Genomic DNA, 24,161 nt, shown 5'->3' on the forward strand with positions numbered 1-24,161 from the left:
ATGAGAGAAGCAGCAGAGAAACGACGGAAATTGTGGATACTGTTACTGGCTGTAATCTGCAGCAGCTTTGTAGTGGCAAACAGCAGTGTGATGCCTGTTCAGGCGGCAGAAGATACGGATGCGAATACCGGGGAAGTTGTGACTTCCGGCACATTTGGAGAATATAATGGAGAAATCTATACTGTGGATAAGGTTGCAAAGAAAGGGTATCACTGTATCTCCGGACAGTACAAAGATACGATGGCAATTTATCAGGACAAGATCTACTGGCGCAAATCCAGCACAGTTTCTGGTCAGTCGAGTGAGATCATCCGTATGGATCTGGACGGAGATAATCAGACGGTTCTTACAAATTCAGCGAAACCTAATGCAAAATTCTGTATCTATAATAATTATTTGTATTATACCTCCGGTGATGGCAGTCAGAACTACGATGGAAGAAAGATTGATCTTGCGACAGGAGAGGATGTAGAGAGCGGCAGTTATGTTTTTCGTTATGGAAATGAAAAGATATGGGTCTCTACGGGGATTGAAGACGGAGACTGGTATGTTTCAGAGCCCGGATTTGAAAATATACAGAAGGACGACAGTATCGAAGGTTCTGTACTGGGAATCGTAGGAAGCAAAGTCTGCTATATCTATCAGGATGGTGATACCTGGACAACCTGTGGATATGATATAAAAACAGGAAAGAAAGTAGTTCTTGAAAAGGGAAATGCTTCCAGATCAGTTGTCACAGGAGATGGACTTTACTACAAAAAGACAGAAGATGGAAATACTGTACTGTACAGAAGAAATATGCGAGATGGTTCTGTATCACAATACGATTTTGGCGGAATGAATCTGTATATAAGTGGCTGTAATGAAGTTGGAGATGCGACTTTCTTTATACAGTTCCTGCCGGATCAGGGTGAAAATAACACAGAATTATGGAGACTGGACCGCAGTACCGGGGAAAAAGAACGGATTGCTACCTGGTACAATGAAAATGCAGAAAATGCAGCAGAGGAACCATAAATACAAAAAAATGCCTCAGGGCAGTTTTTTATTAAAGAAACAGAAACTTGTATAGAAAAGAATGCAGTCAGAATCGTGTGGAATGCTTGCTGTAAACTGGCAGAAATGCTATATTTATTTTACAGACATAAATAAGAAAAGAATCGCTGTTTTTTGTATGGCGGGATCAGCTGTACAGGGAAGAGCGGGATGCGGAGGCATAGATCATGTTTAAAAAAATAGGAGATGAACGTGCATTTAACGGGATTCTGAATCAGATCATAGATAATATCCAGAATGGAAAACTAAAGGCAGGTGACGCACTTCCGGCAGAGCGGACAATGGCAGAGACTATGGGCGTGTCCAGACCGGCGGTAAGAGAAGTACTGCGGGCACTGGAACTGCTTGGGATCATCAAACCGGTTCCGGGAGGCGGGAATTATATTACTGAGAATCTGGATACCTGGCTGATCGGGCCTTTGACTATTCTTTTTAAGCTGAATAATGGATATCTGAAACAGAACCAGCAGTTCCGTGCAGCATTGGAGAGAGAAGCGGCAATCCTTGCTGCAAAGAAATGTACTCCGCTGGATGCAGCAGAACTCTGGATGATCCTCGACCGTCTGGATTCAGAGGAAGATGAGAAGACAAGGGGAGAGCTGGACCGTGAACTTCACACCAAAATTGCAAAGATCGCGGATAATCCGATGGTCTACAGTGTTCTGGCAGCAGCAGACCAGCTCACGGACAACATTGTATCCGGCACCAGAGATTATATCATGAGAAAAAATAATTCATCCAAAGACATAGATGAGCAGCATCACCGTCTGGTAGAGGCAATCATCAACAACGATGTGGAACAGGCAGAACACTGCATGTCTGAACACATGGATACGATCGAGCGTTATATGGATGAAATGCAGAAAGAGTGCAAACCAGAGGGAAAACGTATCTGAAAGTGTTGAAAGTAAATAATGAATAGATTACAATAGAGACATTAAAACAACAACATCAAAATACTAAGATTCCACGGAGGATAACAGAAATGGATTACGCAAAAGAATCTTTAAGATTACATGGAGAATGGAAGGGCAACATCGGACCGGAAGCCGGCATGCCTGTTATGGAAGGAAAATGTGCATTATTCAAGGCTTTTGGTGATGTAGATGCATTCCCGCTCTGTATCAAGAGCAATGATGTGGATTAGATTGTAAATACGATTTATCTGATCTCAGGATCTTTTGGCGGAGTCAATCTGGAGGATATTTCCGCACCGAGATGTTTCGAAATCGAAAAGAAGCTCAAAGAAAAATGTGACATACCGATTTTCCACGATGACCAGCACGGAACTGCGATCGTAGTATCTGCGGGGCTGACTAATGCGCTCAGACTTGTGAATAAGAAATTCTCAGAGGCCAGGGTAGTCATCAATGGTGCCGGATCTGCAGGTATTTCTATCTGTAAACTCCTTCTGGAACTTGGAATCGGTGATGTTGTTATGGTTGAACGCAAGGGAATCCTTGCACCGGGAGAAGAGTGGATGAACCCGGCACAGAAAGAAATTGCAGAAAAGACAAACAAAGAACAGATCCATGGAGACCTCAAGACTGCTATGAAGGGCAGAGATATCTTTGTCGGCGTATCTGCACCGAATATTGTCACAGCAGAGATGGTAAGCACAATGGCAGACGATGCGATCGTTTTTGCCATGGCAAACCCGCCACCGGAGATCATGCCGGATGAGGCAAGAAAAGGCGGAGCCAGAGTTATTGCAACAGGACGTTCTGATTTCCCGAACCAGATCAATAATGTACTGGTATTCCCGGGCGTGTTCAGAGGTGCTTTTGACGTAAGGGCAAGTGATATCAACGAAGAAATGAAGATTGCAGCAGCAAAGGCTATCGCAGATCTGATTTCAGATGAAGAACTTTTTGAGGACAATATTATTCCGAAGGCATTTGACAAGAGAGTGGGACCGGCAGTTGCGAAAGCAGTTGCAGAAGCGGCAAGAAAAACAGGCGTAGCCCGCATCTGACCGTATGATCCGGTAGTTGTATTTCAGGATGAAAAAAGAAGAAAATACAAGACTAAAAGAAATTCGAAGCCATGGGACCAAAACGTTCCCCTGCGCTGTATACAGAACAAGTTCAAAAGGTCAGGGTGTTATGGTGAAACATCACTGGCACGATGAAGTAGAGATGCTTTATTTTGATAAAGGTGGCTTTCTTTTGGAAGTCAACATGGAAGTTTATCCGGTTGAATCCGAATGTATCTGTTTCATTAATCCGGGAGAACTGCACAGCATTACAAAAATCTGCTCAGAGGAGTCGGGAGAGGACGCAATTGTGTTTCACCCGGCTGTCCTGAGTTTTGAATCTTATGATGCAGCGCAGATAGAACTGCTCCAGCCGATCCAGAACGGGCGGCTGCTTTTTCCGAGGCAGATTTTTCCAGGAGATGCTGTTTTTGAGGAGATTCGCCAGTATTTCAAAGAGATCCTGATGATTTTTCACAAAGACGGGACGGAGAAACTCTGGATGACCAAAGGCGGCGTTACCGATGATGTGGTGAGCCAGATGTACATTAAGTCCTCTTTGCTCCGGATCCTTGCAGTTCTGTGGAAATATCAGCTTTTTACTGTTATGACGGAGAATGGCAATAAGCGTGTTGAAGAGATCAAGAAAGTTCTTTCTTATATAAAGGGACACTATGACGAAAAAATATACATAAGAGATCTGGCGAAACTCATTAATATGAATGAACAGTATTTCTGCCGCTTTTTTAAGAAAAGCATTGGACGTTCACCGATGGTATATATCAATGAGTTTCGGATCCGTCAGGCAATGCATTTTCTGGAGGATACGGACGAGTCTGTGACAGAAGTTGCAATGGAGTGTGGATATAATAATCTCGGTAATTTTCTGCGGGAGTTTCACAGGCAGACGGGGACAACACCTCTGAAGTACAGAAAGAACAGCCAGAATAAGAAGAAATCTTTGACAAATATCTAAAGAATAGGTACAATAGCAGATATGTGAAAGGGGATTAAGATATGGCAAACTGGGAAAACAATATCCGCAAAGTTGTTCCGTATACTCCGGGAGAACAGCCAAATCAGCCGGATATGATCAAACTGAATACAAATGAAAACCCATATCCGCCGGCACCGGGAGTACGAGAAGTGCTTCGCAATATGGATACCGATACACTGAGACTTTATCCGGATCCGGCAGCACTGGATCTTGTACGCGCAATTGCTGATACTTACGGGCTTTCGGATAATCAGGTGTTTGTAGGCGTAGGGTCTGATGATGTACTTGCAATGAGTTTCCTTACTTTCTTTAACAGTGAGAAACCAATCCTGTTTCCGGATATCACTTATTCTTTCTACGATGTATGGGCAGATCTTTTCCGTATTCCGTATGAGAGGCCGGTACTGGATGAGCATTTCCACATTCGCAAAGAAGATTACTTCGGGGAAAATGGAGGAATTGTATTTCCGAATCCAAATGCACCAACAGGTGTGGTAATGCCGCTTTCTGAAGTGGAGGACATTGTTGCACACAATCAGGATGTGATTGTGATCGTAGATGAAGCCTATGTGGATTTTGGCTCACAGTCAGCGCTTCCTCTCATCGAAAAATACGAGAATCTTCTGATCGTTCAGACATTTTCCAAGTCCAGGTCTATGGCGGGAATGAGAATCGGTTTTGCAATGGGTTCACCGAAACTGATTAAATATCTGAATGATGCCAAATATTCTTTCAACTCTTATACTATGGACAGAACCGCCCTGGCAGCAGGTGTGGCAGCAGTCAAAGATCAGGAGTATTTCTGCGAGACCTGTCATAAGATCATAGAGACAAGAGAGTGGACAAAGAAGGAACTCAGCAAACTCGGCTTTTCTTTTGAGGACTCCAAGGCAAACTTTATTTTTGCAACGCATGAGACCTGTCCGGCAGAGGATCTGTTTAAAGCACTGCGTGAACGCCACATCTATGTGAGATATTTCCCGGGTGGACGAACAGGAAATCATCTTCGCATTACTGTAGGAACCAGAGAAGAAATGGAAACTTTTATTGGATTCCTCAGAGACTATTTATCTGAATAAGGAGAAATATATTGGAAGTTTTAGTAAACTGGTTTACAAATACTCTTGGGCAGCATATCTCAAGAGAAATGGTGATCTTTATTATTTCCATGATTCCAATCCTGGAACTAAGGGGCGGACTTCTGGCAGCATCGCTTCTTAATATATCTATGGTGAAAGCGATTCCTATCTGTATTTTAGGAAATATAATTCCGATCCCGTTTATTCTGTTGTTTATCAAACAAATCTTCAAATGGCTCAAAAAAACAAAAATTTTCCGTGGACTTATTATAAAAATGGAAAACCGTGCAATGGGCAAGAGTGACCAGATCAAGAGATATGAATTTCTGGGGCTTTTGCTGTTTGTAGGAATCCCGCTTCCGGGAACCGGTGCATGGACAGGCTCACTGATCGCATCTCTTCTGGAAGTAGATATCAAGAAATCTTCGATCGCAATTTTCTGTGGTCTTATTATGGCAACTGTTATCATGAGTATAGTTTCTTATGGCGTTCTTGGAAATCTGATTCATTAAGGACCTGTAAGAAGAAAAATGAGAGGTTTTTTATGAGAGAAAAATATGAATCGTTGCCGCTGGCAACATTGAAAGACCTTGCAAAAGCAAGGGGATTAAGGGGAATTTCCACTCTGAGAAAGCCGGAACTGATCAACCGTATGCTTGAGGAGGATGAGAAGGAGGCTGCTCAGAAAGAATCTGCACCAAAGGTACAGAAGAGCGTTCAGACTGAAAAACCACAGGAAGTGGTGAGAGAACAGAGATATTTTGAACGGGCAAATGAAAAATCAGCACGTCAGAGTTTCAGAACTCGTGAAAACCGTACTTTTTATGATAATAATGAGAGACGAAATTATCAGGAGCGGAACAACTATCAGGAACGAAATCCGGAAGGTTATGCATATCGCAGTCAGGAGGACTATCAGGAGAGAACTCCGGAGTTTTTTAAAGCCCCGTCAGAGACAGCGCAGCTTGACAGCGGCGAGAAAGCAGATGGCATTCTGGAAGTGCTTCCGGATGGATACGGTTTTATCCGCTGTGAAAATTATCTGCCGGGAGAAAATGATATCTATGTTTCACCGTCCCAGATCCGCCGCTTCAATCTGAAGACCGGCGATATCCTTAAAGGAAGCATCCGCATCAAGACACAGGGTGAGAAGTTCAGTGCACTTCTCTATGTGGATTCGATCAATGGATTCCATCCAAGTGAAGGACAGAGACGTTATAATTTCGAAGATATGACTCCGATCTTCCCGAATGAGAGACTTCGTATGGAGCGTCCGGGCGGTACAGTTGCCATGCGTATCATGGATCTGTTAAGCCCGATCGGTAAAGGTCAGCGAGGCATGATCGTATCTCCACCGAAGGCTGGTAAGACCACACTTCTCAAGGATGTGGCCAAATCTATCCTCAAAAACAGCCCGAATATGCATCTCATCATTCTTCTGATCGATGAGCGTCCGGAGGAAGTAACTGATATCAAGGAAGAAATCCAGGGCAGCAATGTAGAGGTTATTTATTCTACATTTGACGAACTTCCGGAGCATCACAGACGAGTTTCAGAGATGGTCGTTGAGCGTGCACGCCGTCTTGTAGAGCATAAGCAGGATGTTACGATCCTCCTTGACTCCATTACGAGACTTGCCAGGGCATACAATCTCTGTGTAAATCCAAGTGGAAGAACGCTTTCCGGTGGTCTGGATCCGGCAGCCCTTCATATGCCGAAGAGATTTTTTGGCGCGGCACGTAATATGAGGGAGGGCGGAAGCCTGACGATCCTTGCAACGGCACTTGTAGAGACCGGAAGCAAGATGGACGATGTCATTTATGAAGAATTCAAGGGAACCGGTAACATGGAGCTTGTACTTGACCGTAAACTCCAGGAAAAACGAGTCTTCCCTGCAATCGATATTCAGAAATCAGGTACCAGAAGAGAGGACCTTCTTCTTAGTAAAGAAGAGCAGGAAGCTGTCTATAATATGCGTAAAGCACTGAACAGCCTCAAGGCTGAAGATGCAGTAGAGCAGATCCTGAACATGTTCTCCAGGACAAAGACAAATGCAGAATTTGTCCAGATGGCAAAAAAACAGAAATTTTTATAAATAGCTTGCAATTCAATATTCATTGTGTTATAATCAGAAAGCTGTGAAATAGTAAATTCGTCAAATTAATACGAATAGAAAATAGAACGAACATAGAGAGGTGAAAATCATGCGTGAAGGAATCCATCCGAACTACTATCAGGCAACTGTAACCTGCAACTGTGGAAACACATTCGTAACAGGATCTACAAAGAAAGATATCCACGTAGAAATCTGTTCCAAATGCCATCCATTCTACACAGGACAGCAGAAAGCGGCTCAGGCTCGCGGACGTATTGATAAGTTCAACAGAAAATACGGCTTAAACAAATAATCAGACAGAATAAGAAACTAGAGAACAGGTTGAGGTTGGGAAATCTCAACCTTTCTTTGCTTCTGTGGATAATTGGAGTGATATATGAAACCATCAAACATTGGCGGACAGGCGGTAATGGAAGGTATCATGATGCGCCACAAGGACAAATATGCAGTTGCAGTACGCCGTCCGGATAAAGAAATAGAATTGAAGGTTGAGGATTACAAGTGCACCTTCGGTAAGGCTTCTTTCCTTAAGAAGCCGATCATCCGTGGTGTGGTCAGCTTTGTGGACGGACTTGTAGTCGGAACCAAGTGCCTCATGTACTCGGCAGAGATCGCAGGAGACGAGGAGGACGAGGAAGAAGCGGCAAAGAATGCGAAACTTTCAGAGGAAGAACTTTCTGCCAAGAAAGAGAAGGAAGCAAAGCAGTTCCAGTGGCTTCTGTACATAACGGTTGCGATTTCCATTGTTGTCTCCGTAGCAGCTTTTATGCTGCTTCCGTATGCACTGGCAAGCCTTCTTCGTAAGGTCGGAGCTTCTGAGTTTGGAGTGACTGTGGCGGAGGCTTTTGTGAAACTGGCACTGTTTCTGGGATATATGTTCCTGATCTCCAGAATGAAGGATATCCAGAGGACCTTCATGTATCATGGAGCGGAGCATAAATGCATCAACTGTGTGGAGCATGGAATGCCTCTGACAGTAGAGAATGTAATGGCAAGCTCCAGACAGCATAAGCGTTGTGGAACCAGTTTCCTGTTTCTGGTCATGCTGGTGAGTATCTGCCTGCATTTTGTTTTTGTGCTGGTGCCTGTTTACTGGGTCCGCCTTTTCGGACGTCTCCTGATGGTGCCGGTCGTGGCGGGAATCTCCTTCGAGATGATTCAGTGGGCCGGAAGAACGGACAGCAAACTGGCAGACTTTTTCAGTAAGCCGGGTCTGGCAATGCAGAAACTTACGACCAAGGAGCCGACACCGGACATGGTTGAGGTTGCAATCAAGGCAGTAGAAGCAGTTTTTGACTGGAAACAATATTTGAAAGATGAGTTCGGCTGGGAGCCGGAAGAAGAAAATGAGGAAGACCATGCAGACATTTCATGAGCTGTTGACTGAGGGAACACAGCTTCTTGTAAGTGCGGGGATTGAAGAAGCCAGGTTGGATGCCTGGCTCCTTCTGGAGTATACGGCAGATATCGGCCGTGCCTGGTACTATGCTCACCCGGAAACGGAAGCAGGAGAAAAAACAGCCCTCAAATATCTTGAATTATGTAAACAAAGAGCAGAGCATATCCCGCTTCAGCATCTGACACATCAGGCGTGCTTTATGGGATATGATTTTTATGTGGATGAGAGAGTCCTCGTGCCGCGGCAGGACACAGAGGTTCTGGCGGAGGAAGCGCTGGACCGTCTGAAGGAGATCCCGAATCCGAAGATCCTGGATATGTGTACGGGATCTGGATGCCTGCTTTTAAGTATCCTTATGGAGAGATCGGATGCTTTTGGAACCGGCGTTGATATTTCTGAGGACGCACTTAAGGTTGCCGGACAGAACAGAAAAAACCTGAATCTCGAAGAACGGGCAGTTTTGGTACAAAGTGATACATTTTCGGGAGATTATTTTCAGAAAAACAGTGGAAATACATCCTTGGAATATGATATGCTTATTTCAAATCCGCCTTATATACCTACGGCGGATATTCAGCAGTTGATGGATGAAGTAAGGTTTCATGATCCGGTACTGGCTCTGGACGGGCGCGAGGATGGCCTTTATTTTTACCGCAGGATCACCGAACAGGCGGGCAGCTATCTCAAACCGGGCGGCTGGCTGATGTACGAGATCGGCTGTGAGCAGGGAGCAGATGTATCTGCGATCATGAGACAGAATGGCTTTGTCGATGTCGCTGTAAAGAAAGATCTTGCAGGACTTGACAGAGTGGTAATTGGTAAAAAGCAAATGCAGGAGGAACAGCATGTTTGATAAACTTGATGACTTGCTGATTCGTTTCGAGGAAGTTCTGAATGAACTCGGAGAACCGGGCGTGACAGACAACCAGGAACGTTTTCAGAAGCTGATGAAGGAACAGAGTGATCTGCAGCCTATCGTAGACACTTATACAGAATACAAGAAAAACAAAGAAACCATCCAGGACAGCCTTTCCATGCTGGAAGAGGAGAAGGATGAGGATATGCGCGAAATGCTCAAGGAAGAACTTTCCGATGCCAAGAAGCGCGTGGAAGAACTGGAACAGGAACTCAAGATCCTGCTTCTTCCAAAAGACCCAAATGACAGCAAGAACGTTATCGTGGAGATCCGTGCAGGTGCCGGCGGTGATGAGGCGGCGCTTTTTGCAGCAGAGATCTACCGTATGTATGTGAAATACGCAGAATCCAGAAGATGGAAGACAGAGATGATGAGTCTCAATGAGAACGGCATCGGCGGATTCAAGGAAGTCACTTTCATGATCCAGGGACAGGGTGCTTATTCCCGCCTGAAATATGAGAGCGGAGTACACCGTGTACAGCGTGTACCGGAGACAGAATCCGGCGGACGTATCCATACTTCCACCTGTACTGTAGCGATCATGCCGGAGGCAGAGGAGATCGACTTCCACCTGGATATGAATGACTGTAAATTTGACGTATTCCGTGCGTCCGGTAACGGTGGACAGTGTGTCAACACCACGGACTCTGCGGTACGTCTGACACATATTCCGACAGGAATCGTTATTTCCTGTCAGGATGAGAAATCCCAGCTCAAAAACAAGGATAAAGCACTCAAGGTACTTCGTTCCCGTCTGTATGAGATGGAACTGGCAAAGCAGCATGACGCAGAGGCAGAAGCAAGAAGAAGCCAGATTGGAACCGGTGACCGTTCCGAGAAGATCCGTACTTACAACTTCCCGCAGGGACGTGTGACAGACCACAGGATCAAACTTACTCTTCATCGCCTGGAAAGCATTCTCGGTGGTGACCTGGATGAGATCATCGACAGCCTGATCGCCGCAGACCAGGCAGCTAAATTAAGTTCATTAAATGAAGAAGAATAAAGGGAGGAACTTCAAATGAAAAAAACTGCACTTGTAATCATGGCAGCCGGAATCGGAAGTCGCTTTGGAAAAGGAATCAAACAGCTTGCACCAGTAGGACCTAATGGTGAGATCATTATGGACTACTCTATTCATGATGCACTGGAGGCAGGATTCAATAAAGTTGTATTTATCATCCGCAAGGACCTGGAAGAAGAATTCCGCCGCGTGATCGGTGAGAGGATCGAGAAAGTTACAGAAGTTGCATACGCATTCCAGTCCCTGGATGATCTTCCAGAAGGATTTGAGAAACCGGCAGACCGTACAAAACCATGGGGAACAGGGCAGGCAGTCCTTGCTGCAAAGGCAGTTCTTGACGAGCCATTCATGGTAATTAATGCAGATGATTATTACGGTAAGGAAGCATATGTCAAAGTCCATGATTATCTGGTACAGGAACAGCCAGAAGATGGAATCCATCACATCTGCATGGCAGGATTCCGTCTTGGAAATACCTTAAGTGATAACGGAAGCGTTACCAGAGGTGTATGCCACATCGAGGACGGTGCACTGGTTGGTGTTACAGAGACACACAATATTTTCAAGACAGCAGACGGTGCAGAAGCAAGAGATGACAATGGAAATGTAGAGAAACTGGATATCAGAAGTCTTGTTTCCATGAACATGTGGGGACTGACACCGGCATTCATGGATACTCTGGAAAAAGGTTTCGTAGATTTCCTTCAGAATGTAGAAGAGGGAGATATCAAGAAAGAATATCTTCTTCCGGAAATGATCGACCGTCTCATCAAAGATGGCAAGGCAAAAGTAGATGTACTTGAGACAAAGGATACCTGGTTCGGCGTAACTTATCAGGAAGATAAAGCTGCTGTAACAGCCGCATTCAAAAAACTTGTAGAAGACGGAGTATATCCGGCACAGCTTTATAAATGATTTAATCTGGATCTAAGGAGAGTGACATAAGATGGGTAAATATTTTGGAACAGATGGTTTCCGTGGAGAAGCCAACGTACAGCTGACAGCAAATCATGCATTTCAGGTAGGCCGTTATGTGGGCTGGTACTATGGTCGTGAGCACAAAGCAAAGATCGTGATCGGCAAGGATACAAGAAGAAGCAGCTATATGTTTGAATATGCACTGGCAGCAGGACTGACCGCTTCCGGAGCAGATGCATATCTTCTTCATGTAACGACAACTCCAAGTGTTTCTTATGTTGTCCGCACAGAGGATTTTGACTGTGGAGTCATGATCTCTGCAAGCCACAATCCATTTTATGATAATGGAATCAAGCTTCTGAACGGAAACGGACAGAAGATCGAAGCAGAGGTAGAGGCAAGGATCGAGGCATATCTGGACGGCAGACTGGAAGAACTTCCATATGCGACAAGAGAAGATATCGGACGTACCGTTGACTTTGCTTCCGGACGTAACCGTTATATCGGTCATCTGATCTCTATCCCAAGCTGTGATTTCAAGAATATCAAGATCGGTCTTGACTGCTCCAACGGAAGTTCCTCTGCGATCGCCAAGAGTGTATTTGATGCGCTGAGAGCCAAGACTTATGTGATCAACGATGAGCCTGATGGAACAAACATCAACAGAAACTGCGGTTCCACACATATCGAAGTTCTGCAGAAATATGTTGTAGATCATGGACTGGATGTAGGCTTTGCCTATGATGGTGATGCAGACCGCTGTATCGCAGTTGACCATAAGGGAAACATCATCGATGGCGACAAGATCATGTATGTCTGCGGTAAATATCTCAAATCACAGGGCAAACTCAAGGGAAATACTGTTGTTACTACGGTTATGTCAAACATGGGTCTGTACAAAGCCCTTGAAAGAGAAGGAATCAATTATGAGCAGACAGCAGTCGGCGACAAATATGTAGCAGAGAACATGATGGAAAACGATTACAGTATCGGAGGCGAGCAGTCCGGACATATCATTTTCAGCCGTTATGCAGCTACCGGTGACGGTATCCTGACATCTCTCATGCTCATGGAGGCATGTGTCGAGCAGAAAGCAACTCTCTGTGACCTTGCAAAAGAAATGAAAGTGTACCCGCAGATTCTCCGCAATGTCCGTGTGGCAGACAAGAAGACGGCAAGAGAAAATCCGGCAGTTGTAAAAGCTGTTGAGGATGTTGCAAGAGCACTTGGAACAGACGGCCGTATCCTTGTGAGAGAGAGTGGAACAGAACCACTGATCCGTGTTATGGTAGAAGCTGGTACAGAGGATATCTGTGCAGAGCATGTAAATCATGTGGTACAGGTGATGGAATCAGAAGGATTAATTGTAGAAGGATGAGAAACAAAAAAATCATATGTCTGCTGGCAGCCGGTCTTGGAGCATTGCTCCTGACCGGCTGTGGTGGAGAAAATCAAAAAACATATGAGCAGGCAAATGCAGATCTGGAAGAGGCTAACTATGATTATGCACTGAATGAATACCAGGCCTGTATTTCTGCCGGATATAAGCTGGCACAGTCTTACAGGGGATCAGGAATTGTCAAACTGCGTACCGGCGATTATCAGGGGGCGATCGATGACCTGACAAATGCGCTGAATGATGAGAAAACGGGCAAGTCTGACAGAAAGGATCTTCTGGAATACCGTGCTGCAGCAGAACTCAAGGCAGAATTGTATGATCAGGCGATGGCAGACTGTCAGACGCTGGCTGAGGATTATTCGCTGAATGCGAATGATTATTATCTTACGGGCTGTGTGGCGCTTGCCATGGATTCTTATGATGAGGCTTCCTCCAATTTCTCAGAAGCCTATGGAAGTGATTCTACTTATGAGATGGCGATCCAGATCTACGAGGCATATCTGGGACAGGATATGGAAGCTGACGGCACGAGATACCTGGAAGCTGCACTTAAGACAGAGGCAAAGACAGCCGATGATTACTGCGAACGTGGCAAAGTTTATTATTATATGGATGATTATGAGAATGCCAGGACAGAGCTTACAACAGCTGCTGATAAAGGCAGCACAGAGGCAACACTGATCCTTGGCATGGTATATATGGCGCAGGGAGATACTTCCAATGCCCGTAGCTTTTATCAGCAGTATATTGATGCGGATGGAGATGATCCGGCGAAGGGCTATAATGGTCTGGCACTCTGCGATATCTCAGATGGAGATTATGACAGTGCACTTCAGAATATCAGCCAGGGTCTCGGAGATGCGACATCGGATGAGATGAGAGATCTTCTGTTCAACGAGATCGTTGTCTATGAGAAAAAACTGGATTTTTCTACCGCACTTTCCAAAGCCCAGGAATATGTACAGACATTTAAGGATGATGATGCAGCAGCGAAGGAACTGACCTTCCTTCAGTCAAGAGTTGGAAACCAGGCAGCGGCAGGGGATGCCAGTGAGGCAGACACTTCCAATGAAAGTACAGCGGAGGAATCAGCAGATACTGGCACAGACGAATCTTCCGAGGAGAGTTATTAAGTTATGCAGTTTTATGAATTTAAGGAAACCCAGGAGAGGGTGATCCTCATTGGTGTTCAGACAGAAGTGGGAGACGATGTAGAAGCTTCTCTGGATGAACTTGAAGAACTTGCTGAGACTGCCGGAGCAGAGACAGTAGCGAAGGTGATCCAGAACAGAGAGGCAGTCCATCCTGGAACCTATATCGGCAAAGGCAAGATTGAAGAAGTGGCATCCCTTTTACGCGCTCTGGATGCCAATGGAGTCATCTGTGATGATGAACTTTCTCCGGCACAGCTGAACAATCTGGAACGGGAACTGGACTGCAAGGTTATGGACAGAACCCTTCTGATCCTGGATATTTTTGCAGGACGTGCTATATCCAGTGAGGGTAAGATCCAGGTTGAACTGGCGCAGCTTCGTTATCGTGCGGCGCGCCTCGTCGGACTTCGAGAATCCCTGTCCCGTCTGGGCGGCGGTATCGGTACGAGAGGACCTGGAGAGAAGAAACTGGAAACAGACAGACGACTGATCCGTACCAGGATCTCTGCACTCAAGGCAGAACTTGCACAGGTGGAGAAACACAGAGAACTGATCCGCGGTAAGCGTTCCAGAGGAAACCTCAAGACAGCGGCGATCGTCGGATATACGAATGCAGGAAAGTCCACTCTTTTGAATACACTGACAGGAGCGGGGATCCTGGCAGAAGACAAGCTTTTTGCCACGCTGGACCCGACAACGAGAGTGCTCGAACTCAAGGACGGACAGCAGATCCTGCTTACAGATACTGTAGGATTTATCCGTAAACTGCCGCATCATCTGGTAGAAGCTTTCAAGAGTACACTGGAAGAAGCAAAATATGCAGATTATATCATCCACGTGGTGGATGCATCCAACCCGCAGGCGGAGCTTCAGATGTTCACAGTTTATGAAACTCTCCGGGAACTGGGAGCGACCGGCAAAAAGATCGTTACACTTCTGAACAAACAGGACCAGGTAACAGGAAGCGATATCCGTGATCTCAAAGCGGATTATACTGTGAAATGTTCTGCACGAACAGGAGAAGGTCTGGATGAATTTAAGGACGTCCTTGCGAAACTTCTGGCGGAGGATCAGATCTATCTGGAGGAATTGTACCCGTACAGTGAAGCTGGCAAGATCCAGAAGATCCGTGAGTTTGGAAGCCTTCTCTCAGAAGAATATCGTGAAGATGGAATTTTTGTAAAGGCACGTGTACCGGCAGAAATCTTTGTTTCTGTGATGCCGAAATAACGTGCGAAAAGCCCGAAAATACGGGCAAAACCGGCAGATATCATAAGAAAAATATAACAAAAACAAACACTATATAGTTGTGAAATGATTAACATGACACAATATATAGTGTTTTTTATATATTGACGCAAAGGACATAGTTTGATACAATAGGTCTACAGCGCATGACAGGGAGGTATGGTGTAGCATGTTTCAGGTAGTTAAACGTGACGGAGAGATCGCAGACTTTCAGATGTCCAAGATCACTTCAGCCATTGACAAAGCATTTGACGCAAAAGAAAAAATTTACAGTAAGGATATGATCGATCTTCTCGGACTTCGGGTTACGGCAGACTTTCAGAATAAGATCCAGAACAATAAAGTAACCGTAGAGGACATCCAGGACAGCGTGGAGAACGTATTGATCCAGGCCGGATACAGCGATGTGGCAAAGGCATATATCCTTTATCGCAAACAGAGAGAAAAGATCCGCAATATGAAATCAACGATCCTCGACTACAAAGAAATCGTAGACAGCTATGTTAAGGTCGAGGACTGGCGAGTAAAAGAAAATTCAACAGTAACATATTCCGTCGGAGGTCTGATCTTAAGTAACTCCGGTGCAGTAACAGCCAATTACTGGCTTTCAGAGATCTATGATAACGAGATTGCAGAAGCGCACAGAAATGCAGATATCCACATTCATGATTTGTCCATGCTGACAGGCTACTGTGCAGGATGGTCTCTCAAGCAGCTGATCCAGGAGGGACTTGGCGGAATCGAGGGCAAGATCACATCCGCCCCGGCGAAGCACTTAAGCGTTCTGTGTAACCAGATGGTCAATTTCCTTGGGATCATGCAGAATGAATGGGCAGGAGCACAGGCATTTTCTTCTTTTGATACGTATCTTGCTCCGTTTGTCAAGGCAGACGGACTTGCTTATCCGGAAGTCAAGAAGTGCATTGAATCCTTTGTTTATGGTGTAAATACCCCAAGCCGCTGGGGAACACAGGCACCGTTCTCCAATATCACACTTGACTGGACCGTTCCGGACGACCTCGCAGAGCTTCCGGTGATCGTAGGCGGCAAGGAAATGGACTTCAAGTACAAAGACTGCAAGAAAGAGATGGATATGATCAACAAGGCATTCATCGAGACAATGATCGAGGGTGATGCCAACGGAAGAGGATTCCAGTATCCGATCCCGACCTATTCCATTACGAAAGATTTTGACTGGTCAGATACAGAGAACAACCGTCTGTTATTTGAAATGACAGCGAAATACGGAACTCCGTATTTTTCAAACTATATCAACAGCGATATGAAACCGAGCGATATCCGCAGCATGTGCTGCCGACTTCGTCTTGACCTTCGTGAACTCCGCAAGAAGAGCGGCGGCTTCTTCGGTTCCGGTGAGAGCACAGGTTCTGTCGGCGTGGTGACGATCAATATGCCGAGGATCGCATACCAGTCCAGGACACCGGAGGAATTTTACCGCAGACTGGACCGCTTGATGGATATTTCCGCGAGATCACTGCATATCAAGCGTGAAGTGATCACGAAACTTCTGAATGAGGGACTGTATCCGTACACCAAGAGATATCTGGGAAGTTTTGACAACCACTTCTCGACAATCGGTCTTGTAGGAATGAATGAAGCTGGTCTGAATGCGAGATGGCTCGGATGCGACATGACTGATGAACGTACTCAGAAATTTACCAAAGAAGTTCTGACACATATGCGTAACCGACTTTCTGATTATCAGGAGGAATATCCGGGAGAACTCTTTAACTTGGAGGCGACTCCGGCAGAGTCCACCGCATACCGTCTGGCAAAACATGACCGTAAACGCTGGCCGGACATCCGTACAGCAGGAAGCAAGGGCGACACACCGTATTACACAAACAGTTCCCATCTTCCGGTCGAATTCAGCTCTGATATCTTTGATGCACTGGATATCCAGGACGAGCTTCAGACGTTGTATACTTCAGGAACTGTATTCCATGGATTCCTCGGAGAGAAACTTCCGGACTGGAAAGCAGCAGCATCTCTGGTACGCAAGATCGCAGAGAACTACAGACTGCCGTATTACACGATCTCACCTACCTACTCCGTATGCAAGGAACATGGCTATCTGAGCGGTGAGCACTTTACCTGTCCGAAATGTGGCAAGAAGGCAGAAGTTTACAGCCGTATTACAGGATACTATCGTCCGGTACAGAACTGGAACGATGGTAAGGCACAGGAATATAAGAACCGTACTTTATATGATGTGATGCATTCTTCACTCAAGAAGGTACACACCAGCATGGTGACAGTGACAGAGGATGATGTCAAAGTAGAACCGGTGGAAACACATAAATACCTGTTTACTACAAGTACCTGTCCGAACTGCCGTATGGCCAAGAAAATGCTGGAAGGCGAAGATCTGGAGATCATTGATGCAGAGAAGAATCCGGACATGGCGCGCCAGTTCGGGATCATGCAGGCACCGACTCTGGTCATCACAGATGGAGAGCATCTTAAGAAATATGTGAATGCATCCAATATCCAGAAATATGTGGATGAAGAATTAGACTAAAATATCAGACCGTCAGGAGCATAAGAAATGCTTCTGACGGTTTACTTTTTGTATAAAGGTGAGTATAATGAAAAAAGTTAGTATATTTATACATACAGGACGAGGAGAGAGAAAATGATCAAACAGAATATCGTATTCATCGAAAACAAAGCAGGAAGCCTTCAGAAAGTAACAGGCCTCCTCAAAGAAGCAGGAATTGACATCTATGGATTTGCATGTTTTGATGCACCGGAATTTGCACTGTTCCGTATGGTGACAGACAAAGCAGATGAGGCAGAGAAGATCCTTACAGAGAATGGATATATGAACCGTGTGACAGAGGTCATTGCCGTAGACATCAAGGATGAAGTCGGCGGCCTGAATGCTGTTCTTGAAGTTCTCGGAAACTGCAATGTAAACCTTGATTATATTTATACATCTTATCATAGAGGAAACAGTCTTCCGATCATGATCCTTCAGACAGACGATGTTTTTGTCACAGAAAACGTACTGACCAACAATGGCTTCCGTGTACTGAACAGTCTGGAGGGCTAAAAATCATCATGAACAGCACAGCTTTTAAGAAGGGACTCCATGACGGAGTCCCCATTGGTCTGGGATACTTTGCGGTATCCTTTACTTTTGGTATGATGGCGGTTGCAGGCGGGATCTCAATCGCCGCCGCCGTACTGATCTCACTGACAAACCTTACTTCAGCGGGACAGTTTGCAGGGATCGGGATTATTTTTGCTTCGGGATCTCTGTGGGAGATGGCACTGACACAGCTTGTTATCAACTTGAGATATTGTCTGATGTCATTCTCACTTTCCCAGAAACTGGAACGAGGTGTTTCTACAGGGCACAGACTGGCTGTTGCTTTTGGTGTGACGGATGAGATCTTTGGTGTCAGTGCCAGCCAGGAGGGGCGTGTCAGCCCATGGTACAACTATGGTGTGATGGCAGTTGCGATTCCGGGATGGACACTGGGTACTCTGGTCGGGGCAGTCTCAGGAAATCTTCTGCCGGATTTCCTGGTCAGTGCACTGAGCGTGGCAATCTATGGAATGTTCCTCGCAGTCATCATACCGCCGGCAAAGAAAAACAGAGCGATATTAGGTGTTGTGATCGGAGCAATGGCAGTCAGCACCATCTTTGCAGTTGTTCCGGTCCTGAATAAAGTTTCTGCCGGATTTGTGATCATCATTACAACCGTACTGGTAGCCGGAATCGCAGCATATTTCTGCCCGGTCCCGGAAGAGAAGGAGGCGTAGAGAGATGAAGCCAAATATATATGTTTATATCCTGGTCATGGCAGGTGTTACCTACCTGATCCGTATGCTTCCATTGGTCCTTTTTAAGAAGGAGATCACAAGCTCGTTTGTAAAATCTTTCTTATATTATGTGCCATATGCCTGTCTTGCTGCGATGACTTTCCCGGCGATCCTGACAGCGACTGCAGGAGGAATCCTTTCCGGTGTGGTAGGACTTGTCGTGGCACTGATTGTCGCGTATAAGGAAAAGAGCCTTCTGACGGTGGCATTATTCGCATGTGCGGCGGTGTTTATTGCAGAAAGAATCATGGGATTTGTGATGTGAACAGGGAGAATGTACAGGGAAAAAGACACATTCTGCAAGATATCTGGAAGTTTTGTTGATTGACACTTCTGAGGGCGTATGGTAATATGATAAATGCATATATTATGATGTTACGCTGAAGATAGTATAGGATATAAGCTGCAGCGTAATAAAACAGAGGAAGGAAATTATACGATGTTAGAGAATTTGAATTCGTATCTTGATGATCCGATTGACGGAAACAAACAGGATGATGAGGTAGAGATTGATCTGCTTGAGATTTTTAATGTGTTAAAATCCAAATTCCTGATTCTTCTGACAGCAGGTCTGCTGGTTGGCTGTCTCTGCGGATTATTCACGAAATTTGTAATGACTCCGGTATATACCTCTACATCAAGCATTCTGGTTCTGTCCAAGGAGACAACACTTACTTCTCTTGCTGATATTCAGCTGGGAACCAGTCTGACAAGTGATTACACCGTACTGATCAAGTGTACACCTGTTCTTGAACAGGTAATCAAGAACCTGGATCTGGATATGGATTCTGATGCTCTGAGAAAAAATATTTCCATAGAGAATCCATCCGACAGCCGTATTCTGGAGATTTCTGTACAGAATACAGATCCGGAGCAGGCAAAGAAGATCGTAGATGAGATCGCTAATGTAGCATCCAATTACATTGGAGATAAGATGGAGGTTATTCCGCCTAAGATCATTGAGATTGGTAAGATCCCGGCAGTTCAGTCTTCACCAAGCATGAAGAAGAATGTCGTAATGGGATTTATCCTTGGCGTGGTAGCAGCAGCAGCAATCGTAGTTGTGATCACAATTATGGATGATACTCTGAAATCAGAAGATGATATTGCGAAATATCTCGGCATTTCTGTTCTTGCAGTAGTTCCGGACAGAAAGGACTACGTCCACTACAAAGGCAAGAAACGCAGGAAAAAAAGACACTGATTTGGATGGAGGAATCTTATAAATGAGGAAAATTGCAATAAAAGATATCAGAAAGCCGGATTATTTCTATACAGAAGCAATCAAGACTCTTCGTACCAACATCCAGCTTTCAGGAAAGAGTATCAAGACGATCATGGTCAGCAGCTGCTTTCCGAATGAGGGGAAGAGCGATATTGTCCTTAGTATAGCTCAGGAGTTAAGCAGTATTGGCAAGAAAGCGCTTATTATAGACGGAGATATCCGTAAGTCTGATTTTGCGATCCGTCTGGGAGTTGAAGAGGAAGTAGTTGGGCTGTCTCAGTTCCTCAGTGGACAGGCAGAGGTCAAGGATCTTATTTATTCAACCAGTTACCCGAATTTACATATTATTTTCGGAGGACCGATTGCACCGAACCCGTCAGGCCTTCTCAGTGAGGATCTGTTCCGGACATTCATGAAGGAGATTCGGAATTATTATGATTATATCATTGTAGATACACCTCCGATCGGAAGTGTAATCGATGCAGCGGTAATTGCGAGATACTGTGATGGTGGGATTTTTGTCATTGAACCTGGTGTCGTAAGCTATAAGCTTGCACAGAAGTGCATCAAACAGCTTGAGAAGAGTGGATGCCGTATTCTTGGGGCAGTAATGAATAAAGTTGACACCAAGAAGGATAAGTATTATTCTTCCTATTATAAACATTATGGTGGCTATTATCAGAAACTGGCAACATCAGAACAGACAGAAAAAACACAATAAAAGAAAGCAGGTTAGAAGTGAGCTGGAACAGTAGAAGAAATAGTAAATTTACAAATATTATTCTGGTGATCATTTGTATTGCGTTGATTGTGGTTCTTGGAGGACTGTTACTGACAAACCGCAAGGAAATGAAGCAGGAATCAGAACGTCTGCAGAAACTGTCAGAGAAGCAGGAGACAGGAATTGACAATTATGAAACTGTAAAGGAACATGCGTCTGAACTCAAAGAAGAAGCAGGTGAAGAAGACAGCACAGGAACTGCTGATACTTCCAAACAGAAGCAGGAAGCAGCGACAAATAAAGCGAAATCTTCGGATACTGATAAGACTTCAGAGGAAGACAAGACTTCTGATACAGACAAATCTTCAGAGTCCAAGGACAGTGAGACACAGAATGCTGATAAGAGTAATACAGCGTCCGGGGACAGTGAAAAGAAATGAAGACTAAGAGAAGAAGATCTCAGAGACAGAGTAGAGCAAGGATTGTGATTGTTGTCATTGTGATTATTCTGGTGGCAGCATTGTGTGTTGGATATTTTCTGTGGAAGCAGACACAGGGAGTTGTGAAGACCAGTACAGGTGCCAGTCAGGGGGAAACGGTCAGTTCATCAGACCAGAGTACTGTTGAGTATGAAGGAGCGACGTACCGTTACAATGATCATCTGAGCAATTACCTATTTATGGGAATTGATTCAACAGAAGAAGTCAGTGAGATGGAGAGTCAGTTGGATGCCGGACAGGCGGATTCTATTTATTTAGTATCTCTGGATCGGGCGACTGAGCAGGTGCAGGTACTTTCCATTCCACGTGACACAATTACAGAGATTGAGGTTTTTAACCCGTCAGGAATAAGTCTGGGAATGACGGACAACCATATTAACTTGCAGTATGCCTATGGAGATGGTAAGGAAGAAAGCTGTGAACTGATGAAAACAGCAGTTTCGAATCTTCTTCATGGCCTTCCGATTCAGGGATATTATTCTATGAACATCAGCGGTATCTCCGAGATTGGGAAGCTTGTAGGTGATGTGGAGATCGTTGTACCGGATGACAGTCTGGAAGAATACGATCCTTATTTCAAAGAAGGAGCAACCGTAGTTATCAATGGCGATAATGTAGAAGAATTTTTGCGTTATCGAGATTCGGGCAAGAGTCAGAGTGCACTGGTTCGCCAGCAGCGGCAGAAGACCTATCTGAAGGCTCTGATCCCGAAACTTCAGGAGAAGACACAGACAGATTCCTCTTTTGTGGGTAATATGCTGAATGATATCCAGCCTTATACCGTAACAAATATGGGAAATGATGTGTTTGTCAAACTCCTGAATGCAGCAGGAAACAGTACACTGGAAACACAGACTGTTCCTGGTGAGGGCGTAGAAGGGGAATATTATGACGAGTATCATGTAGATGATGATGCACTTTACAAACTGGTTCTTTCTATGTTTTATAATAAGTTGTAAGAGATAGTTAGCACGTAAGTACTATTATCTAAATAAAAATCCCAAAGGAGAGATGAAAGATGAAGCTCAAAAAACGTATCATGGCATGTGTTGTTGCAGCAGCAGTAGTAGTTACTTCTGCAGTTACTGCAATGGCAGCAGGAAGTATCGACAAGACTGGTAAAGCAGACGGTTACAAAGTTGCAGTTGTAGATACAACTACACCTATTTACCAGGAAATTTCCAAAACTTACACAGTTCTTCCGGGCGCAGTTGTTGATGTAAACAAAGGCACAGATGTAATGAAAGATTTCATCGCAGCAGCAAAAGAAGAAACAACTGCAAACGCTAATCTGACAGAAGATCAGAAAGCAAATCTCTTAGAGATCGCTGAAAAACTTGAAGGAACAGAATTCGTAACAGCATTCTACTCCCTGACAGAAGATGAGAACTCTGATGTAACTATCGAAAAAACAGAGGATGGTAAATACAAAGTAACTCTTACTGTTCAGAACCTTACAAAAGACTTAACAGGACTCAAAGTTCTGGCTTACAATGCAAAAACAGGACTCTGGGAAATCGTTGAGATTCCGGCAGAAGATATCGATTTAGAGAACCACACAGTTACAATCACTCTGGAAGACATTTCTCTGTTCTCCATCATCTCTGATGCTCCGGCAGCTAAATAATTAGTTCAGAGGTTTCATATTAATGAAGTGAATTCAATCCCCTTGGATGACCGTAATCGGTTGTCTGAGGGGATTATTTTTTGTATTACATATCTCAAAAGAAGAACTGGTGGTGCAAAAGTTGCCTGAATTCAGCACTATTGAGAAAGTTTTTCATAATAAACTCCACAAGTTGACAACCTGGATAGTTTAAACTAACATAATAGTAACAGTGTTATACCACTATAACAGAGTATGAAAAGGAGACTATTATGTTTTTGGAAATAAGGGATATCAGGAAATCATTTGGCTCCGGGGACAGCAGGGTAGATGTCCTCAAGGGTCTGGATCTGGATATTGAAAAAGGAGAATTTTGTGTGCTTCTGGGTCCATCCGGTTCCGGCAAATCCACGCTTCTGAATATCATTGGCGGGATCGAGAGCGTAGATGCAGGAAGCATTTCCATTGAAGGTGAGAAACTGGCAGATATGAAAGAAAAGAAACTTTCCCAGTACAGGCGGAAGCATCTGGGATACATCTTTCAGATGTATAATCTGATACCGAATCTGACTGTCCGTGAAAATATCGAAGTTGGGGCATATTTGAGTGACCGGGCACTGGATGTGGATGAGCTTCTGCATACACTTGGACTCTATGAGCACCAGAGGAAACTTCCGAACCAGCTTTCCGGCGGACAGCAGCAGAGAACTGCGATTGGACGTGCCATCGTAAAGAATCCGGATATCCTGCTCTGTGATGAGCCTACAGGAGCACTGGATTACAATACTTCCAAGGAGATCCTGAAACTGATCGAGACTGTTAATCAGAAATACGGCAATACCGTCATCATGGTAACGCACAACGATGCGATCAAGGATATGGCAGACCGTGTAGTTAAACTGCGTGATGGCATGATACGTAAGAATTATCAGAATGAACATAAGATCCCGGCAATGGATCTTGACTGGTAAGGAGG

At 44.8% G+C, this 24,161-nt stretch carries 24 protein-coding genes and 1 pseudogene; all 25 read left to right on the forward strand.

Annotated features, from left to right (window positions below; all coding sequences use genetic code 11):
* Entirely contained in the window at window positions 1-1,017 is a 1,017-nt protein-coding gene (locus tag WMO75_RS01745) for a DUF5050 domain-containing protein (RefSeq protein WP_118698600.1), read from the forward strand.
* A 206-nt stretch (window positions 1,018-1,223) separates the two neighbouring features.
* Window positions 1,224-1,952 (forward strand): FadR/GntR family transcriptional regulator, encoded by a 729-nt coding sequence (locus tag WMO75_RS01750; protein ID WP_022215417.1) that lies wholly within the window; start codon window positions 1,224-1,226, stop codon window positions 1,950-1,952.
* 89 nt (window positions 1,953-2,041) lie between these two features.
* A pseudogene (locus WMO75_RS01755) lies at window positions 2,042-3,031 on the forward strand (NAD(P)-dependent malic enzyme).
* A 28-nt stretch (window positions 3,032-3,059) separates the two neighbouring features.
* A complete protein-coding gene (locus tag WMO75_RS01760) occupies window positions 3,060-4,007 on the forward strand; it encodes an AraC family transcriptional regulator (RefSeq protein ID WP_118252119.1) in 948 nt (315 codons plus the stop codon).
* A gap of 41 nt (window positions 4,008-4,048) precedes the next feature.
* The gene (gene hisC / locus WMO75_RS01765) at window positions 4,049-5,107 is read left to right on the forward strand and encodes a histidinol-phosphate transaminase (protein ID WP_118698602.1); all 1,059 of its coding nucleotides are present in this window, start codon (window positions 4,049-4,051) and stop codon (window positions 5,105-5,107) included.
* A gap of 11 nt (window positions 5,108-5,118) precedes the next feature.
* The gene (locus WMO75_RS01770) at window positions 5,119-5,619 is read left to right on the forward strand and encodes a COG2426 family protein (protein WP_022215412.1); all 501 of its coding nucleotides are present in this window, start codon (window positions 5,119-5,121) and stop codon (window positions 5,617-5,619) included.
* Between the two features lie 32 nt (window positions 5,620-5,651).
* Window positions 5,652-7,202, forward strand: a complete 1,551-nt coding sequence (rho, locus tag WMO75_RS01775) for a transcription termination factor Rho (RefSeq protein ID WP_118252117.1) — start codon at window positions 5,652-5,654, stop codon at window positions 7,200-7,202.
* Between the two features lie 109 nt (window positions 7,203-7,311).
* Window positions 7,312-7,515 (forward strand): 50S ribosomal protein L31, encoded by a 204-nt coding sequence (gene rpmE, locus WMO75_RS01780; protein ID WP_022215410.1) that lies wholly within the window; start codon window positions 7,312-7,314, stop codon window positions 7,513-7,515.
* Window positions 7,516-7,599: 84 nt separating this feature from the next.
* Complete coding sequence (locus WMO75_RS01785) at window positions 7,600-8,598, forward strand: DUF1385 domain-containing protein (protein ID WP_227222781.1); 999 nt, start codon at window positions 7,600-7,602, stop codon at window positions 8,596-8,598.
* Window positions 8,582-9,475, forward strand: coding sequence for a peptide chain release factor N(5)-glutamine methyltransferase (prmC, locus tag WMO75_RS01790; protein ID WP_022215408.1), 894 nt, complete (start codon window positions 8,582-8,584; stop codon window positions 9,473-9,475). The genes WMO75_RS01785 and prmC overlap by 17 nt, the downstream gene beginning before the upstream one ends.
* Window positions 9,468-10,544, forward strand: a complete 1,077-nt coding sequence (prfA, locus tag WMO75_RS01795) for a peptide chain release factor 1 (protein WP_022215407.1) — start codon at window positions 9,468-9,470, stop codon at window positions 10,542-10,544. Before prmC ends, prfA begins: the two co-directional genes overlap by 8 nt.
* A gap of 15 nt (window positions 10,545-10,559) precedes the next feature.
* On the forward strand, window positions 10,560-11,477 hold the full coding sequence (locus WMO75_RS01800) for a nucleotidyltransferase family protein (RefSeq protein ID WP_118252115.1): 918 nt from the start codon (window positions 10,560-10,562) through the stop codon (window positions 11,475-11,477).
* A 31-nt stretch (window positions 11,478-11,508) separates the two neighbouring features.
* Entirely contained in the window at window positions 11,509-12,858 is a 1,350-nt protein-coding gene (gene glmM / locus WMO75_RS01805) for a phosphoglucosamine mutase (RefSeq protein WP_118698604.1), read from the forward strand.
* On the forward strand, window positions 12,855-14,012 hold the full coding sequence (locus WMO75_RS01810) for a tetratricopeptide repeat protein (protein WP_022215404.1): 1,158 nt from the start codon (window positions 12,855-12,857) through the stop codon (window positions 14,010-14,012). Before glmM ends, WMO75_RS01810 begins: the two co-directional genes overlap by 4 nt.
* Before the next feature lie 3 nt (window positions 14,013-14,015).
* A complete protein-coding gene (hflX, locus tag WMO75_RS01815) occupies window positions 14,016-15,263 on the forward strand; it encodes a GTPase HflX (RefSeq protein ID WP_349077515.1) in 1,248 nt (415 codons plus the stop codon).
* A 187-nt stretch (window positions 15,264-15,450) separates the two neighbouring features.
* A complete protein-coding gene (locus tag WMO75_RS01820) occupies window positions 15,451-17,823 on the forward strand; it encodes a ribonucleoside triphosphate reductase (RefSeq protein WP_227222779.1) in 2,373 nt (790 codons plus the stop codon).
* A 114-nt stretch (window positions 17,824-17,937) separates the two neighbouring features.
* Window positions 17,938-18,357 (forward strand): ACT domain-containing protein, encoded by a 420-nt coding sequence (locus WMO75_RS01825; protein WP_022215401.1) that lies wholly within the window; start codon window positions 17,938-17,940, stop codon window positions 18,355-18,357.
* Window positions 18,358-18,365: 8 nt separating this feature from the next.
* Entirely contained in the window at window positions 18,366-19,073 is a 708-nt protein-coding gene (locus WMO75_RS01830) for an AzlC family ABC transporter permease (protein ID WP_118252112.1), read from the forward strand.
* A gap of 4 nt (window positions 19,074-19,077) precedes the next feature.
* Window positions 19,078-19,398 (forward strand): AzlD domain-containing protein, encoded by a 321-nt coding sequence (locus tag WMO75_RS01835; protein ID WP_173905273.1) that lies wholly within the window; start codon window positions 19,078-19,080, stop codon window positions 19,396-19,398.
* Window positions 19,399-19,572: 174 nt separating this feature from the next.
* The gene (locus WMO75_RS01840) at window positions 19,573-20,337 is read left to right on the forward strand and encodes a YveK family protein (protein ID WP_022215398.1); all 765 of its coding nucleotides are present in this window, start codon (window positions 19,573-19,575) and stop codon (window positions 20,335-20,337) included.
* 22 nt (window positions 20,338-20,359) lie between these two features.
* Window positions 20,360-21,079 (forward strand): CpsD/CapB family tyrosine-protein kinase, encoded by a 720-nt coding sequence (locus WMO75_RS01845; protein WP_227222778.1) that lies wholly within the window; start codon window positions 20,360-20,362, stop codon window positions 21,077-21,079.
* A 17-nt stretch (window positions 21,080-21,096) separates the two neighbouring features.
* Window positions 21,097-21,519, forward strand: coding sequence for a hypothetical protein (locus WMO75_RS01850; protein ID WP_118252111.1), 423 nt, complete (start codon window positions 21,097-21,099; stop codon window positions 21,517-21,519).
* Window positions 21,516-22,538, forward strand: coding sequence for an LCP family protein (locus WMO75_RS01855; RefSeq protein WP_118252110.1), 1,023 nt, complete (start codon window positions 21,516-21,518; stop codon window positions 22,536-22,538). Before WMO75_RS01850 ends, WMO75_RS01855 begins: the two co-directional genes overlap by 4 nt.
* 59 nt (window positions 22,539-22,597) lie before the next feature.
* The gene (locus tag WMO75_RS01860; protein ID WP_118252109.1) at window positions 22,598-23,206 is read left to right on the forward strand and encodes a hypothetical protein; all 609 of its coding nucleotides are present in this window, start codon (window positions 22,598-22,600) and stop codon (window positions 23,204-23,206) included.
* A gap of 251 nt (window positions 23,207-23,457) precedes the next feature.
* Window positions 23,458-24,156: an ABC transporter ATP-binding protein gene (locus WMO75_RS01865; protein WP_022215394.1), complete on the forward strand. Its 699-nt coding sequence runs from the start codon at window positions 23,458-23,460 to the stop codon at window positions 24,154-24,156.
* Window positions 24,157-24,161 lie beyond the last annotated feature (5 nt).

Origin of the sequence: Blautia intestinihominis, from assembly GCF_040096655.1 — a bacterium.
GTDB lineage: Bacteria > Bacillota > Clostridia > Lachnospirales > Lachnospiraceae > Blautia_A > Blautia_A intestinihominis.